This window comes from Paenibacillus sp. Z3-2 (assembly GCF_054161325.1).
The window spans coordinates 5,946,331-5,963,725 of the sequence record NZ_CP096397.1 but is presented as its reverse complement, the minus strand read 5'-3'; the positions used below and the strand labels follow the sequence as shown (position 1 = coordinate 5,963,725).

Genomic DNA, 17,395 nt, shown 5'->3' with positions numbered 1-17,395 from the left:
ATAAAGATGAGTCAGACCGGATCAATACCTACCGTTTCGATCTACGGCATTCCTTTTTCCAAACTGACGATGAAAGAAACGGTGAAGGTTCTCCAGGAAGCTGTGCTGTCCAAGCAGACACCACATCAGGTCATTACAGCCAACCCCATTATGGTTATGGCCGCATTGGAAAATCCCGCAATCATGAAAGTCATGCAAGCTGCGGAATTGATTGTTCCTGATGGAACAGGTGTTGTATGGGCTGCGAATTATTGTGGAGATCCTGTAGCTGAGCGAGTGCCAGGATTTGAGCTTTTACATGAATTGCTGCGTGTTGGAGAAAACTATCGATGGGGCATATTTCTGCTTGGTTCCACCCCTGAGGTGATTCAAGAAACGGCAGTTCGGTTACAACAGCAATATCCGGCGATTCGAATTGTGGGTTATCGCGACGGTTATTTTGGTCCGGCTGAGGATGAACAGGTCATCGCTTCCATTCGGGAAGCGGCACCTGACTTGTTGTTTGTAGCACGTGGGGCCGACACCCAAGAACCGTGGATTCACAAGCACAAAGATGCATTGCAGGTTCCCGTAACGATGGGCGTCGGTGGCAGCTTTGATGTGATTTCGGGCAAAACCAAACGTGCGCCTGTTCTGTTCCAAAAGTTAAGACTGGAGTGGTTCTATCGCTTATTGCGTGAACCAAGCCGGGCTGGCCGGATGCTTGCGCTTCCGAAATTCGCTGTTAAGGTGATGCGGGACAAAGAAAACGTGACGAAAGTCCGTTAAAAACAGGTAATTGCGAGATAAATGCGTGTTTTTGCTAGAAATTGAGGATGGCTTTTCGGGTGTGATGAGCGTATAATTCATTCCGGATTACATGTGTGCCACTCCATGAAAACAGAAGCGTTACACTTGGCACTACGATTGCAAGGCAACCTGTCGATCGCCGTTATCCCCAGATTTCCTTTTATCCTTTTTCAAAGGATGAAATCCGGTGATAAATGCGAACGTTACACTTCTCTAGGTTTTCCTTGCACTCTCCGTTATCGTGTAACGGAATTTTTCATCAAAAGTGACTAACAATAATTTTTATATATAAAAAGAGATCAGGGGATTTATAATTTCGTACAGGTATTATAATTGGGGGTCGAATGTTCAAATGGTAGCGATCTTTATCATTGGATTTATCGTGTCAATGGGACTGGCTCTTGCCCTGACACCACTTGTCAAAAAGTTCGCAGTCCGCATTGGCGCAATGGATACGCCGAATGCACGTAAAGTACACACACGGATCATGCCGCGTCTTGGCGGTCTGGGGATATTCCTGGCCTTTATTATTACAGTTGCTGCATTGCTTCCGTTTGTATCGGCATGGTTCACGACTCGGGATATGAGTTTTGTCAGCGCGTTTCTAATCGGTGGATCGATTATCGTACTGATCGGAGCACTTGATGATCGGTTTGAACTGTCGGCCAAAGTAAAGCTGCTTGGTCAGATCGTAGCTGCTTCTGTCGTTGTATTCGGATTCAATATCCGGGTAGATTTCGTTAACATTCCTTTTCAGGATTCCTATTCTTCACTCGAAGCTTGGGTATCCATTCCGCTGACGATCTTATGGATCGTTGGTGTAACCAATGCAATTAACCTGATTGATGGTCTGGATGGTCTGGCTGCCGGTGTATCTGGTATTGCAATTGGTACCATTGCCGTAATGTCCTTCCTGATGGGGAACATGATGATCGCTTTGATGTGCCTTGTGTTGTTGGGTAGCATCATTGGATTCCTGTTTTTCAACTTTCACCCAGCCAAGATCTTCATGGGGGATACCGGATCGCTATTCCTTGGTTTCTCTCTGGCGATGCTGTCCATGCTGGGATTCAAACAAATTGCTATCGTGTCCTTTATTACACCGCTGATCATTATCGGTGTGCCGCTCTCGGATACCTTCTTCGCGATTATCCGTCGTGCGGTACAGCGGAAACCGATTTTCGCACCGGACAAAGGTCACCTGCATCACTGCCTGCGTGAACTTGGATTCAGTCACCGTCAGACGGTATTGATCATCTACGGTATTGCTGCATTCTTCGGAGTTCTGGCCATTATCCAATCTTCTGCAGCCATGTTCGAAGCGAACTGGGTAACGTTCGTAGTCATCTGTATCATGATGTTCTTCCTCCAAGTGGGAGCAGAAGTCATCGGACTTGTCAGCAAAACGAGAAGACCGGTTATTAACTTCCTGATGCGTATGCGCGTCAAGTTGAATCCGGAGACTCGTTCGAAATCATAAATAGATAAATGTAATGGTTACAGCTATTCTTGAATATTATTCCAGACCCAACCTTTTCCCTTGTGGATAAGGTTTTTTGTTTATTTTGAGATTTTTACTAAATAATTGGAACCTTTTGCCGATATATAAAGGTAACTGACTTAAAAAGAGGAGAGATGATTGAATGCAGCGTACGAAGAAGCCGTTAATCTGGCTGATGATGGTGGCACTGGTTGTATCTCTAATACCAGCTGGCCTTGCACCAGTCGCATCAGCGGCGGGACAGACAAGTTACTTTACTCCTGATAATACAGCCAACGTTCCATTGAAAAGTACAGTAGGACTCAAACTGACTGGAACAGGCTCTGATGTTCTTTCTCGTTCGACTGCCTATGTCGTAACCAGCGCGGAGCAAGCTGTAACAGGAACGTTTACGAATGTTACCGGCTCTACGTTGGGTGCCAACGTACAGCTATTGAATTTAAAAGATGGAACATGGGTTCCAGACAGTTCAAGAATAGCACCAGCTGTTGTCACAGTTGATCCTAATCGCCCGGATAATCGCTTTAACGCAACACTTACTTTGTTTCCCGGAATGAACAAAGTGACGTTTACCGGTTCCCAGGGTCCGAGTGAGCGTTCCGAAATCTTTTATATTTTGTATGACTCTGTACCCTACATCGAGAAACTGCAGGTTTTAGGTGGAGCGGATAATCTCGATCTGAATGAAGGCTCGCAGGTCGTTGTGGATACGGGTGATGTGACTATTCAAGGTGTGGCTCACAACTCCTCCAAAGTAACAGTAACATTGAATAATGGTGAGGCTTTACCAACATCTTTATCTCAACAAGATGGCACATTCTTCTCACCAATGCTTCGATTGAAATCAGGTAAGAATGATCTGGTTGTAACGATTGAAAGCGGCGTAGACAAAAATAAATTCACGTATTCTCTGCTCTACTATGATGAAGAAAATCCGTTCTCTCAACTCGATCTGACAGAGGGCTCGGATGGGCTGTCGCAGAGTATGTTAACTGATCGGCCTACGTATGGGGGTGATCCTGCACAAGCCCGTGTGATGGTTCAATTACTTTTGCCGGATGATAAAACCAATGCTGTTCCTGAAATCTCAGTGGATGGTACATTGACTAGCATTGTTCCCAAGATTGAACCCATTCCTAGTGTGGGAATCAACACACCTTCATATTCTCTGTTTTCATTCGAAATTCCATCTTTGAATTTTACAGAATCAACAACGGGTACACCTCCTGTCACTTCGATTGATAGCTTGCAAAATCATTCGTTAACTGTGAAGTACGGAAAAAACACAGCAAGTGCAAATATGAATTTTCAATATCTAGAGAATGAAACAGTTATTACGGATTTAAGATATCTTAAGGATTATAGTGGCTCTGGTGATGCACCAGAAGGGGTGCCTCTTTCGGGATCAAGCGTCAATTCTGCGGATTTTTATATCCTCGTAGAGACTAGCAGAAATCCTAATGGGAGTTTGTTGACAGCGGAATATCTTCCAAGGAGCACAAGCCCAATTGAACTTTCAACAACGCCTATACAGGTATCTCCAACGAAATATATTTATCAAATTAAAGGTTTCAAAAACGGAAACCAAACTGTTCAGTTTAAATTTACTGGATCCAAATCAAGCAAAAACGCAACGATCTCGTTTGCGTCCAAGAACTATATTTTTGTGAGCAACCTGACGGATGGCCAAACGTATGATATGAATTCCAAAAAAACAGATAAATTGTTGGTTGAAGGTAAGTACGTTGATTTTGCCACATTAGATAGTAACTACTTTGTAGCAGAGATTTTTGCGAACGGAGTTAAAGTTTATTCAACACATCCTGCAGCGAACACAACTCAAAAACAATTGACTTTGGGTGCTGATGGAAGTTTCAAGGATGTTGAGATTGATATCGATGGGGACACTGGACCATTATTCTTCGGTGAAAACCGTATTGTATTAACGGGAACAGGGACCGGAGATAAAGGTCAACTGAATGAAGTAACTAAAGAGTTGCGTATTTACATCAACGATAACAATGTATCTACAATCAACAGTTTTCAGCCTGCACCAAGTAAAAATCGCTCGACATTCCTTGATCCTTATAATCCGGATGATCAATGGGTGAAAAATCTGTTTAACCTGTCGACGGATTTCACATTTGCGGACAAGAAATACACGACCAGCCTAAAAAACTTTGACTTGGCTATCCGTGGTGCAGGGGCGACTCGAATGAGCCTGAGTATGGGTACTCAAACGATTTTTGACTTGAACATACCAGAAGGATCGGCAACGAATACAACTTGGGAAGATCCAACAATCTCTCCTGAGTATGCACTGAACAATGGTAATGTTATTGTGGATCGTGCCGGAAGTCAGAAGGACTTTGTGGTGCGGTTAAGAGACTTAAAAGCGGAGACACCAGGAACGTACATCTACACACTGGATTTGTATAACAAAACAGGTGCTAAAACGAGCCAAAAGGTAGAAGTGGTCAGAGAAGCAGCGGGTTATCGCATCTTGGCTCCACGTCCTACTTCAGGCAGTCAAATTGTTGTAAGCAAAAACTTTGTTCATTTTGATATTGAAGCTGAAGGAGCTACTTCCGTTGTTATTGACAAAGAAACGGCTAAGAAGCTTCAAGGCACAGAAACAGATCGTTTTGCTTTGGATTATGTTGGGCTCAAGGCTGACAAAGTGAATAAAATCAAGTTGACGATTGATCGCAATGGTGTCAAAACAAATGATACGGTGGAAGTGTACTATACAAGCAACACTGGTGTTGACTCTCAGTATATGGCTCCTAAGGTAGCCAACAAATATTCAGCATTCAATAAACAGCTGGAACTGAGTTTCCCGAAAGGCACGGTAATGCAAAGCACAGACCTCAGCGGGATTGCTAAATTCTATCCGAACAACAAGCTGTTGTTTGGTATTGCAGACCCGAACACAGGAATTGTGGAGCGGAAGAACGACTATGGCAGCATCGTTGGTTTCAGAACAGAAGCAGAGGACCCGAATCCATTAAGCGTTCCCGATGACTATTATAGAAGGTTCTCCGCAATTGTAGGGGACTCTGTAAACTTTAGTCCAGTTTCCGAAATTTACTGGGTAAGCGGTGGCCTTGGGGAGTCGGGTACAAGAGGAGATAATAATTACAAAGAGCCAACGAATGGAATTGGCCCTTATACTGTAGATTCCTTATACGGTAATCCTTTGACGCCTGCAGAAAGAAAAATCAAGCCGTCACAACGTGGTACGTTAACTCTTGCTTATGATTCGAATGTAGTAGATGATGCTGGTTCAACCATCTCCGTATTTTACTATTCTCCAAGCAGAGAATGGAGACGGATTGGCGGCGAAGTGGATTCGAAGAAGCATACAGTGACCGTTCCTTTTGATGAGTTTGGTTATTATAAAGTAATGAAGCTTAGAAGAAGCTATAACGATATTACGAACCATGGGTGGGCAAGAAATATTCTAAATGCACTCTATGCTAAAGGATTCATGGCTCCATTGCGCTTTGAACAATTCGGTACAGATGACCGTACTTCGCGTGGAGAGTTTGCAACTCTTCTTGTGAAAGGTCTGAATTTACCAATTACGTCCGATAGCAGAAGAACATTCACGGATGTTGCACCAGGTACAAGTTCATTCACATGGGATTATGACAGTATCGAGACCGCAGCAAGAGCGGGTATCATTACTGGCCTGACAGATGGTGTGTTCGGACCGGATCGTCCGCTGACACGTGAACAGGCTGCAGTGATGATTGCGCGGGCACTAGAACTGAAAATGGCTGCTAATGATAGCAAGCTTCAAAGTGCACTTGCTAAGGCATTCATCGATTCCGGCAGCATGGAGAGTTATGCTGGACCAGCGGTACAAGCTGTGACGAAAGCCAAGATCATGGAGGGTTCTCCGGTTACAGTGGCTGGACAGAAGAAGCCACAATATGCATTTAACCCGAAAGGTAATCTGACACGTGCAGAAGCGGGTAAAATTGCAGTAGAGTTGCTCAAAAAGAGCACCAAAGTATTCCCTAAAACCTTAAGTTAATTCATTTGATACAACGGCGCAATTTAGGAAGGACCTGTCCCTTACTCTAAAGGGGCAGGTCCTTTTTATGATCGTCAATGAATTGACATAGAATACTTTTATAATAGAAGGAAACTGTTTTTTACCAATAACTATTTTTGTAATTTGCTAGAGTTTAAGATACAATAACGGTAAATACACAATGATCTAGAGGGTGAAGTTAGCTAATGAAACCGATTTATTCGAAAGCCCAACTGGGCTACATGAAGGCAAAGACACAGTTTGAGAAGCAGGCAGTCATTCTGGAGAAAAAGTTGGAAGATACACGTAAGACTCAGGAGATCTCTCAGGAAGTTATGGAAGGGCTTGTACAGTCCACTGGCTTCCATGATGCGTATAACAATCTGGTTCTGGCTGAGAATGAGTTGATTGAATGGTCTCACACGACGATGAAGCATGAGAAAACGTACCGTGAGAACAGACAACCCATTGACGATATGTATCTGAGATTGAATAGTGATCCAAATATGCGTGCTCAAATTATTGAACTCGCGATGAAGATTAAATAACTTATATTTCCAGAACTGCACCAGAGGCATCCCAGTAGGGGTGCTTTTTTATTTTATTTTTTGTGAATTTTGTCGCTTCCTGGGTTGAAACTGCGGGTATAAATAAACGTTGACAGCATAGACAAATCAGATATCACAATTCCAGAAACACAGCTGTATCAACGGTTTGAAAAGGTTTTGAATGGCTTCAATACCCGCACTGTACCTATACATAAAAAAAATCAAAACTTTTTTTGTGCAATCCGCAACTTTTTGAAATCTACTGCGTTTAAAGTGTAGAGTCGAAAACATTGGGCCTGTTACCAAGAATGACCTCGTGAAGAATCTTGTCTATTTTTTAGAAAAAATTGCTTTACGCCACGAGAGACCCATTGTATAATACGTAAGGTAGGATTAGGAAACTACTCTATTTACGTGTGATTCTGCTTTACAAACCTAGTTTACAAGTTTCTGTGATATGCTCACAGACATCATTTATATTAACTTGCTCACAACTCTGGAAAGGGGGTGCAACAATATATGAGGAATACGAGCGACCCTATTAAAGAAAATTCAAATGTTATGAACGCCCAAGGAGGAGAAAAAAAGGTTATGAAGAAAATTTTATCCGTAGCATTGTCTACAGCAATGGCATTCTCAATGTTTGCATCTGTAGCATTCGGTGACACAGCAGTTTCCCCGCAACAACAGTTTGATGCATTGAAAGCAAAAGGTATCTTCAACGGTTATCCGGATGGTACAGCAGGTCTTGACAAAGACATGACTCGCGCTGAGTTTGCAAAAGTTATCACTAAATTGCTGGGTCTGAAAGAGATCACTGGAACTCTTTCTTACACTGACAAAAACTACACAGCTAAAAACTGGGCTGTACCTTACATCGAAGCAGTAACTGCTGCTGGTATCATGGAAGGTAAAAACGTTGAGAAGAAAATCTTCGACTTCAACGGTAAAGTGACTGTGTCCGAGATGGCTACAATCCTGACTCGTGCATTGGATCTTGAAATCCCAGCTGAAACTAACAACACTGCTCCAGCTTGGGCTAAAGGTTATGTTCAAGCAGCAATCAACGCTGGTCTGGTTGATGCGAACACTAACTTCACAGCTAACGCTTCCCGTGAATTGCTTGTAGGCGCTGCTTACGCAATTGACGAAGCACAAAGCTTGAAAGTATCTTCTTACACAGTAACTGAAGGTGGAAAAGTTGTTGAATTCAAAATCAGCGACGGCGAAACTGTAAAAGTTACTTTGGATAAAGCTCTTGAAGCTAACAAAGAAACTGAAGTGAAATTTACTTACAAAGAAAAATCTTTCACTGAAAAAGTTACTTATGTTGTAGAAGCTGCAACTAAAGTACAATCCGCTTCTTCTGTTAACTTGAAAGAAGTTGACGTTGCTTTTGACGGTAAAGTAGACAAAGCTACTGCAACTGACAAAAACAACTACACTGTTGATAACAACTCCCGTAAAGTTAAATCTGTAACTTTGTTGGAAGATGGTAAAACAGCTCGCATCTTGTTGGATACAACTTCTGCTGGTGCATTCACACAAGGAACAACTTATAAAGTATCTGTGAAAAGCGTGAAATCTTCTACTGGTACTGTAGTACCACAAGGTGAAGTTTCCTTCACATCTGCTGACAATGTTCTGCCAACAGTAACAGAAGTTAAAGCTCTGGGAACCAAAGCAATCAAGGTTACTTTCTCTGAGCCAATCAAAGCTCCAACAAGCAGCAACTTCCAATTGGATGATAAAGCATTTGTTGGATCTGTAACTTTGGGTGCTAATGAGCGTGAAGTAATCCTGCGTGACTACACAGGAACTATCTCCGCTGGAGATCACAAGTTGACGACTTCTTTGGTTGAAGATTATGCTGGCCTGAAATCTTTGGCAGCAACATCTGACTTCACAGCAGCAGTTGACACTGAAGGTCCTAAAGTGACTGAAATCTCTGCTACTTTGGAAAAAGTAACTGTTACTTTCGATGAAGAAGTAGATCCAAACTCTGTAACTAATGAAAGCTTCTACTGGTTGTCTGGTACAACTAAGAAAACTGGTAAAGCTACACAAATCTCTGGTAATGTATACGAAGTAGACTTCACTGCTAACCGTCTTCCAGGTTACGAAACAAACTTGTTTGTTGATGTGAAAGACTACTCCGGTAATGCAAATGCTACTAAAGAACATAAAGTTACTGCTACAGTTGACCTTGTTCAACCTAAAGTAGTAGACGCAACTTATGGTAGTGACGTGACTGATGAATTGACAGTTCGTTTCGACAAAGCTGTTGACGCTGCAAATATCAAATTCTTCACTGTTAAAAAAGGTAACGATGTAATCCCGGTTAAGAGTGTTTATGCAAAACCAGGTTACGATAACAAAGTATTCAACGTTACATTCTATTCCAAACTTTCCGGTTCTTACAGCTTGAAAGTAGCTGACGTTAAAGACTTCACAGCTTTGAACAATACTTTGGTAACATATGAAGGTACTTTCTTGGCAAGTGATAGTGCTGCTCCTAAACTGGCAGACTTTGGCGGCGTAGATGTTAATCGTTCGGAGCGTAAAGTTGCACTTACATTCGACAGAGAAATTGATCTCGCTACGTTGAACAACCGTGCTAACTATTATGTGAAATTTGTGAAATCCGGATCTTCTGTAGCACAAAACATTTCTCTTCCAACTGATGTACAAGTGAATGTAGCTAACAATGGTAAATCTGTTGTTCTGGTATTCCCACAATACATCGAAGGAACACTTGTTTCGTTCCCAGGATCTGTTCAAGAAGTTAGCATCGCTGGTTTGAAATCTAAAACAGGTCAAGCAACATCTTGGATTGAGTCCGGCACTTTGGATGAGTCAATTATTTCTACACCTACAGCAGAACAAAAAGATGCAAGAACAATCGAATTGACTTTCAATAAAGCGATTGCTCAAGCTTCTGTGAATGATTTCACTGTATCTGGAAATAACACTGTGAACTCTGTATCAATTGACAATAACAAAGTGACGCTGAAAACATCAGCAGATCTTGCTAACAGCACTAATGTTAACATTTTGAACAATAACAGCATTCAAACTTATGCTGGTCATAAAGTTGCTGGAGTTCAGTTGACTACTAGTGGAACAGTAGCTCCACGAGTTAACCTGGTTTCTGGCGCTATTCTGCCACAAAATGATCGTGTAATTGTACTTCCGTTCACAGTAACTCTTGATGGTTCAGTAAACACAAGTGATACTGCTGGTCTGGCAGCAAACCTTTTGGTTAAGCGCGCTGACAAAGCGTCTGATAGCGATGCTTTGGTGCCTGTAACTGATTACACAGCTAAAGTTGTAAACAATACAGTGGAAATCACTATCAAGGACACTTACTCCAACCCTAGCAATATCGAATATATTGTTAGCGTGAAGGACAACGCAACGTTCATCCGTACTATTGATGGTAAGTTTGCTTCTAAATCGGATGCATTCAGAACATCGGCTAATGTAACTTCACCAACAGGTGTTACTACTGGTGCAGTTTCAACTGTTAGAGAAGGCGCTGTTCAAGACAATGGTGCAAAACAAGTAGCAGAATTGACTCTGACAGGAACACCAACTGTTGGTGAAGATGTGATTGTAGTGTTCAATGACGGTGCTGCTAAAAGTGTAACTCATACAGTAGTTGCTGGTGATACACTGACTACAATTGCTACAGCTGTTGCTGGTGACTTTGATACTGCATTGACGGCTAATTACGATGTAATTGGCAACGGTGCAAAAGTTGTATTCACAGCTAAAACTGAAGCTGCAAGCAAACCAATTGGTGCTACTGTTTCTGGTGCTGCATTGTCTGGTTCTGCACGGACAACAACTGAAGGTAAAGCTCCAGTGGTTGCTGCTGCACAACAAGTGAAAATCACTGTAACGCACAAAGCGAACAGAGATGGAAGCAACACAGTGAAGTTCACAGATGGAACAATCACTAAAGAAGTAAAAGTTGATGTTTTGGCTTCTGAATCTACAAGTGATATTGCTCTAAATATCAAAAATGCATTTGCTGGAGAACTGACTGGTTACACAGTAACAAATTCAGCTGAAGATGTAATCTTCACAGCAGATAATGCTGCGGCTAACAAAACAATCACTATTACAACTTCTGCTAACTAATAGAAGTTAGTTAAGAAAAAGCTTACCCTTAGGGTAAGCTTTTTTCTTTTTATACGACAACATCGTAACTTTCTCTCCCTATCAAACGTTTATACTATAAAGCAACAAGCAACTTATGGGAGGTTTGGAAGTGGATCATAAAAAGGTCATAACGATTTTGATAATGTTATTCATCAGTTCAAGTGGAGGCTTAGCAGCTGCCGCAAGTACACCAGCTAACTCAGGTAAACCTGCTACAAATAACAGCGCAACAACAAAGAAGCAACAGACAACAACCACGAACAAAGTAGTACATACACTGGCCAAGGTACCAGCTGTCAAAGTGACTGCACGGAGTACCGTGAAATTAACCGACGTTAATATCTTGTCGCAAGACGACGGGAATACGGTGACGTATACACTGACGTATAAAAATAATGACAGCACACCGATGATGATGCTCGATTATTGGAGCAAAGTGAAAACAAAAGGTGGAACAAGCTTCTCTCCGAAACTGATCGCTAAGGATCAGGAGAAAAAGACGGTATCACCGGGTTCTACGGTGGATCTCACTTATGTCATGAAGGTTGGACGTGAAGTGAAATTAAGTGATCTGAATTTCCTGATTGTAAAATGGGATTTCAGTAAACCGAATTATGAAAGCACGTTGGGGAAATTCAATGTTCCCGCATCATATAGCATCACTACACCTGTAGGCAAAACGAAGACGGTTCGTCTGAGTGATTCAGCCGTCAAGGTTAAAGTCTCTGGTATTAAAGTGTATCCAGGTGAGAATAAGAAGCAATACGTCAAAGTTGGCGTGAACCTGAATAATATCAGTTATAAGTTGTTGGATAATCCCAATATTAAGTGGATTCTACGTACACCGGGAGGTACGAATTATCCCTTGACCCCAGATAAAGATAGTGCAGGTGTCAGTATTCAGGCACAGGCCAACAAAACGTTAAATTTAATGGCTTCATTGCCTACAGCATTGAAACTGGAAAAGTCCGAATTACTTCTTGTGGAAGAACAAGGTGAAGAGAAGACTGCTCTGCCAGTGGCTGCATTACAGCTTCCTGAAGCTAGCCAAACCAATGTAAACGTAGCAGCGAATCAACCGAATATCATCTCGATTGATGGACAGCCTGTATCGACTCTTCTGGAATCTGCTCGTGTTCGTGCTGAGGATGAAGAGTTCGATCTGACGATGCAATGGGTATTGAAGAACCAAGGCAAGAAAGAAGTGAAGGTTCCCAAATATGCATTGGAGATCCGTACAGAGGATGGTACTTCCTATCCGATCGAGACAAAGGCATTGGATGATCTGAAGCTGAAGCCAGGTGCGACTAAAACGATCAAGCTGAACTCAACGATCCAAGGGAATGGGGATACCAGCAAAATCAAATTATATGCGATGACACCTACAACCAAAGATGAGAGCAAAGAAGGGGAAACGTCTGGTGGAGGTACGAGTGGCTTTGAGTTCTCCTATCCGGTTGGCATCTATGCTATTCCTGAATCCGTAACAAGTGGAGATGGACTTACAACGGAAACGGTAATTAAAAATAGTAAAGGTACATTCGGTGTATCTGTAGGCTCTTTGCAACGGCTTCCATGGACAGACAGTGATATTATTGCTGCCAAGGTCACCATCCGTAATGCATCGACCAAAACGGTTCAATTGCCTGAGCTGGAAGCGATGTTCACGATTGATTCCGCACGTATTGATGGAGATACGAAGCTGATTAGCGCGCAAGGTGGCAAGTTACTTGGTTCTGGCATGGTCACCGAAGCTTATCTCTTGACGAAAATTCCATCTGAACTCAATATGAGCCGTCTGGAATTAACTTTGCAGGAGAAAGTAAGTGAGGAAGAAAAGAACGATTGGATTACCCTTAGTACGTCCGGTTTAATTCAGCCCCTCTCATATGTAGGCGAAGGGAAAACCTATACTCAAGGAACTGCAGATAAAGAAACAGAGCTGGGCATACGCAGAACATATGTGTATCCGGGATCTTCGTCCGATATTGTATATACCGAATTCGAGATGACGAATAAGTCTCTGCGTCAGAGTGGCCTTGCGAAGTTGGTAGGATACTACAAAACAGCAGATGGTCAATATTACAAAGCAACAGCCAAGCAGGCAAACCGTGTACCGGGACCAGGTCAGAAGAGTATCGTTACGTTCTGGGCCAAAGTGCCGAAGAGTGTGAAAACATTATCTGATATGCGCCTGATTGTAGGTGAAGGGGTTGCTGACAACAAATTTGTAACCGGTGAAGGCGAGGCAACGGCCTATGTTAATGCCATGTCATTCGAGGTGCAACCGAAATCATTATCTGTTCTATCATCTTTGAATGATATAGACTTGTATCCGTTCAAATTCTCGGGCAGCAATATTAAAGCTTATCTTACAGGTGGAACGGCAGTACAGATTGAGATGATCTACTCCTTAACACAGGAGGAAGCTGTGGATAGTGGAGAGTACGGACACAAGCTGATTCTATCTCTAACTGATGGGTCAGGAAAAGTGTTTGATAAAGAGATCACACCAGGAACCGATCTGAAGACAGGCATTAACCAAACGCTGAACTGGAGTATTGATGATACGGTGTTTGATAAAATACGTGGTGGCTCATATCGCGTAGCCTTGTATGATGTGTTTGAAGGTCAACGCATACGCCTTGCAGAACAAGGTTATAGCTACGATGTGTCCAAGTTGCCTAAAGAAGAACCGTTATTCCCTGATTTCCCGGAAGAGGGCACTTCTGATAGGAATACAAACCGGTAACTATACCAATAAAACTGTATAGACTAAGATACTTAACCTCGTCTTCGACAACACGGAGACGAGGTTTTGCTTGTCGCATGGCGTTTTTTTCTCTATAGTTAAAGTTAATAGATTACCAGAGGAGGAAAATGATTCACATGAAACCTTATATGAAAGTATCCCTCGCTGCGCTGGCCATTGGTGTTGGCGTGTGGGTTGGGTCGGTATACAGCAATACAGCCATTGGAGCAGGTACCAGCCAACCAGGAACAGCGGATGATCCAGTCGTAACGAAGAGTTATGTAGATCAGCAGATCCAACAAGCTTTGGGCGGTAAGATCCCGACAGGAAACGGTAGTACCAATACGGGAACAGACAGCAATGCAGGAAATGGTAACAACAACGGCTCTACAGGAACCGGGAACTCCGGTAGCACAGGTGGAGACACATCCCTTCCTCCACTGGTCTCAGGCGCTTCTGATGCCGTTGAGATCGTAACCGTGAAGCCGGGTCAACAGCTGATCGGGAAGTCTGGCGCGGAGTTCATTGTACGTAGCGGTAAGGCTGTGATCGTCAGTGAAGGTACGAATGGTGTAGCGGATCTGACGGACGGGATTGACCTGACGAATGGACAGGCGGCGCCGACCAATCACCTGCTCTCTTTTCCAAGGGATGGACGGGGGATCACGGTATTGGAAGGAAACAAATACAGCTTAACCGTAATGGTTCGTGGTGGATATACTCTGAAATAGGATTTGTAGCTGTTAAAGGAATTATTCATTAGTCATTCATTTCATTTGCTCAGATTAACCATATATAACAAACATTAATACGGCTAGCAAGCCTTGTTCCTGCTCACTCTATAACTGTTGACAATCAATTAATGGAGGTGCAGGTACCATGGCTAGAAACAATCGCAGAGTCGTACCGGAAAGTCGTCAGATGCTGGATCAGATGAAGTATGAGATTGCTGCAGAGTTTGGTCTCAATGTGGGTTATGGTGGCAGAGGTTTGGCTGGTGCGGATACAGAATTTGGATCTGAACTGGGTGAAGTGAGTGATCACTCCTATGGGCAGTACAAAGGGTGGGGACACCTGACTTCCCGCGAGAATGGATCGGTCGGTGGAGAGATCACCAAGAGGCTAATTCGTCAGGCAGAGCAGCACTTATAGGGCATTTTCCTTATCCCAATTCGTTTGACACGTCTTGACAAATACGTTAAGATGGCATTTGAGGTATGCAACCTTTTCCACTAGGGAAAGGTTGATTTTCGTTAGAGGCAATTACCTGAAAAATCCTTATCTTCGCAACTGCGGACCCTGCGTCCTTATTCCATTTTGGAAAGCTTCGAGGGTACAGTGAACGAATCGCTGTCATGTTTTGTTCGGGCAATCGCCATACTACTAGTTATGGGAGGTTGAAACTTCATGTCTGTTAAAGGCCGGCATCTATTTACATCGGAGTCTGTAACCGAAGGACATCCGGATAAAATCTGCGATCAGATCTCAGACGCCGTATTGGACGCGTTTCTTGCAAACGACCCCAATGCTCGCGTAGCTTGCGAAGTTTCCGTAGCCACAGGCTTAGTGCTTGTCATCGGTGAAATCAGTTCAGCTTCTGAATATGTGGACATCCCGTCCATCGTTCGTAATACAATTAAGGACATTGGCTACACACGTGCCAAGTTCGGTTTTGATTATAACACTTGTGCAGTTCTGACTTCTCTGAATGAGCAGTCCGCTGATATTGCCCAAGGCGTTAATGCAGCGCTTGAGAACCGTGACCCGGAACAAGTCGCTCGTGAAACAGAAGATATTGGTGCGGGTGACCAAGGTCTAATGTTCGGTTTTGCAACGAACGAAACGCCTGAACTTATGCCTTTGCCAATCGCATTGTCTCACCGTATCGCACGCCGTCTCGCTGAAGTGCGTAAGAACGGTACATTGGAATACCTTCGTCCAGATGGTAAAACTCAAGTAACGATTGAATATGACGGAGACAAGCCGGTACGTGTGGATACGATCGTTGTGTCTACTCAACATGCTGAAGAGACTACACTGGAGCAGATCCAAAAAGACATCAAAGAACATGTAATCTTGCCTGTCGTTCCAGCTGAATTGCTGGATGAGCAGACTAAATATTTCATTAACCCAACAGGACGTTTCGTTATTGGCGGACCTCAGGGAGATGCAGGCCTCACTGGACGTAAAATCATCGTAGATACCTACGGCGGTTATGCACGTCACGGCGGTGGTGCGTTCTCTGGTAAAGATCCAACAAAAGTAGACCGCTCGGCAGCATATGCGGCTCGTTACGTAGCGAAAAACCTTGTAGCTGCAGGACTTGCAGACAAAGTGGAAATCCAGCTCGCTTACGCGATTGGTGTAGCCAACCCGGTATCGATCAACGTGGATACATACGGAACTGGCAAAGTCAGCGAAGAGAAATTGGTTGAGCTTGTGCGCAACAACTTCGATCTTCGTCCGGCTGGCATCATCCGTATGCTGGATCTACGTCGCCCGATCTACAAACAAACAGCAGCTTACGGTCACTTCGGCCGTACAGACCTGGATGTACCTTGGGAGCAAGTGGACAAAGTAGATCTTTTGAAAACTCAAGCAGGTCTGTAAGTTAGATTCGAATAGAAATGAAGCCCATGATTCCGATATAGAATCATGGGCTTTTTTTGTCGTTACGATTCTTTTTGTAACTTTAAGACTTGTGCCTCCGATAGACCAGAAGCTTCAATGATAACGGAAAGATCAACACCCATTTTTATCATTTTTGAAGCGATCTTGATTGCTTTTGTATGTTCTCCTTCTGCGAATGCCCCTTCTCTAATTGAGGCTTCATCATGCAGATATCTCTGCCGGGCTTCATATAACTGGCGTACCTCTTCATCCTGACTTAGAAACTCAAGTGTGTCCATAGCCTTCTTGAGTACAGGTTCATTCATACTGAGTACCTCCCATTGGTTTCTTTGAGTTCCTTTCAGGAAAAGTAGCCAATTCACTAAAGCACCTTCCTGAATGGAGTGTTTGCTTACATCCAGCTTGGGTAATTCCGGAAAATGAAGCTCGATGTCATCAGATAACGAAATTCCGCTGCGCTCTTCACGCAAATGGAAGATGTTATGGTATTGTTCGTTTGGTAAAAAAGAAAAATTGAGTATGTTAATGGTTACACATTTCTTGAGAGCTTTATACGGTTGTCCCTCTTGTAGTTGCCCGCTATATAGCTTGCTCCAATAGAAGATAGTTCTTTTCTCAGTATCATATTTATTAAATAACTGCATTTCGATATTGATTATTTCGCCTTCAGATGTCTTGGCTCGTATATCAAGGATTGACTGTTTGTCGCTCGGAGCATCCTTATCTGTGTAAGGATTAAGCAAATGGATCTCTGTAAGAGGCGGTCGGTTAGCCTCAGCAAAAGTTCTGTTCAAGAAAGTAATGAGTACGTCCCGGTTTTCTTCACTGCCGAAGATTCGTTTGAATAGAAAATCGTTGCGGGGGTCCAGCAACTCTGCCATTTTCATTTCAACTCCGTTTCTTCTTATTATACCATAAGACCGAAGATTTACTTCACAACGAGAAGAGATATAACGAAGAATTAA

10 protein-coding genes are annotated in these 17,395 nt (G+C 43.1%); 9 read left to right on the top strand and 1 reads right to left on the bottom strand.

The genetic code is table 11. The annotated features are described in order from the left end of the window. Positions 1-6: 6 nt before the first annotated feature. The 9 genes from M1D71_RS26660 (at position 7) to metK (ending at position 16,409) form a co-directional block, all read left to right on the top strand. A complete protein-coding gene (locus M1D71_RS26660) occupies positions 7-768 on the top strand; it encodes a WecB/TagA/CpsF family glycosyltransferase (RefSeq protein ID WP_458124319.1) in 762 nt (253 codons plus the stop codon). Positions 769-1,141: 373 nt separating this feature from the next. Beyond that, the gene (locus tag M1D71_RS26655; protein ID WP_458124318.1) at positions 1,142-2,269 is read left to right on the top strand and encodes a glycosyltransferase family 4 protein; all 1,128 of its coding nucleotides are present in this window, start codon (positions 1,142-1,144) and stop codon (positions 2,267-2,269) included. 163 nt (positions 2,270-2,432) lie between these two features. Further along, complete coding sequence (locus M1D71_RS26650; protein WP_458124317.1) at positions 2,433-6,332, top strand: S-layer homology domain-containing protein; 3,900 nt, start codon at positions 2,433-2,435, stop codon at positions 6,330-6,332. Between the two features lie 206 nt (positions 6,333-6,538). Beyond that, a complete protein-coding gene (locus M1D71_RS26645; RefSeq protein ID WP_036612519.1) occupies positions 6,539-6,880 on the top strand; it encodes a hypothetical protein in 342 nt (113 codons plus the stop codon). A 519-nt stretch (positions 6,881-7,399) separates the two neighbouring features. Further along, positions 7,400-11,026, top strand: a complete 3,627-nt coding sequence (locus tag M1D71_RS26640; protein ID WP_458124316.1) for an S-layer homology domain-containing protein — start codon at positions 7,400-7,402, stop codon at positions 11,024-11,026. Between the two features lie 130 nt (positions 11,027-11,156). Continuing rightward, positions 11,157-13,799, top strand: coding sequence for a hypothetical protein (locus M1D71_RS26635; protein WP_458124315.1), 2,643 nt, complete (start codon positions 11,157-11,159; stop codon positions 13,797-13,799). Positions 13,800-13,936: 137 nt separating this feature from the next. After that, on the top strand, positions 13,937-14,530 hold the full coding sequence (locus M1D71_RS26630; protein ID WP_458124314.1) for a hypothetical protein: 594 nt from the start codon (positions 13,937-13,939) through the stop codon (positions 14,528-14,530). A 148-nt stretch (positions 14,531-14,678) separates the two neighbouring features. Further along, positions 14,679-14,951, top strand: coding sequence for a small, acid-soluble spore protein, alpha/beta type (locus M1D71_RS26625; RefSeq protein WP_433747848.1), 273 nt, complete (start codon positions 14,679-14,681; stop codon positions 14,949-14,951). A 255-nt stretch (positions 14,952-15,206) separates the two neighbouring features. Beyond that, on the top strand, positions 15,207-16,409 hold the full coding sequence (gene metK / locus M1D71_RS26620) for a methionine adenosyltransferase (RefSeq protein WP_458124313.1): 1,203 nt from the start codon (positions 15,207-15,209) through the stop codon (positions 16,407-16,409). A 62-nt stretch (positions 16,410-16,471) separates the two neighbouring features. Here metK and M1D71_RS26615 read toward each other — a convergent pair whose 3' ends face one another. Beyond that, positions 16,472-17,311: an Rpn family recombination-promoting nuclease/putative transposase gene (locus M1D71_RS26615; RefSeq protein WP_458124312.1), complete on the bottom strand. Its 840-nt coding sequence runs from the start codon at positions 17,309-17,311 to the stop codon at positions 16,472-16,474. Between the last annotated feature and the right edge of the window lie 84 nt (positions 17,312-17,395).

Excerpts from the sequence above, each read along its gene's own strand:
- M1D71_RS26630 (WP_458124314.1), top strand. The coding sequence starts at position 13,937 with ATGAAACCTTATATGAAAGTATCCCTCGCTGCGCTGGCCATTGGTGTT.
- metK (WP_458124313.1), top strand. The coding sequence starts at position 15,207 with ATGTCTGTTAAAGGCCGGCATCTATTTACATCGGAGTCTGTAACCGAA.
- M1D71_RS26640 (WP_458124316.1), top strand. The coding sequence starts at position 7,400 with ATGAGGAATACGAGCGACCCTATTAAAGAAAATTCAAATGTTATGAAC.
- M1D71_RS26645 (WP_036612519.1), top strand. The coding sequence starts at position 6,539 with ATGAAACCGATTTATTCGAAAGCCCAACTGGGCTACATGAAGGCAAAG.
- M1D71_RS26660 (WP_458124319.1), top strand. The coding sequence starts at position 7 with ATGAGTCAGACCGGATCAATACCTACCGTTTCGATCTACGGCATTCCT.
- M1D71_RS26625 (WP_433747848.1), top strand. The coding sequence starts at position 14,679 with ATGGCTAGAAACAATCGCAGAGTCGTACCGGAAAGTCGTCAGATGCTG.
- M1D71_RS26655 (WP_458124318.1), top strand. The coding sequence starts at position 1,142 with ATGGTAGCGATCTTTATCATTGGATTTATCGTGTCAATGGGACTGGCT.
- M1D71_RS26615 (WP_458124312.1), bottom strand. The coding sequence starts at position 17,311 with ATGGCAGAGTTGCTGGACCCCCGCAACGATTTTCTATTCAAACGAATC.
- M1D71_RS26650 (WP_458124317.1), top strand. The coding sequence starts at position 2,433 with ATGCAGCGTACGAAGAAGCCGTTAATCTGGCTGATGATGGTGGCACTG.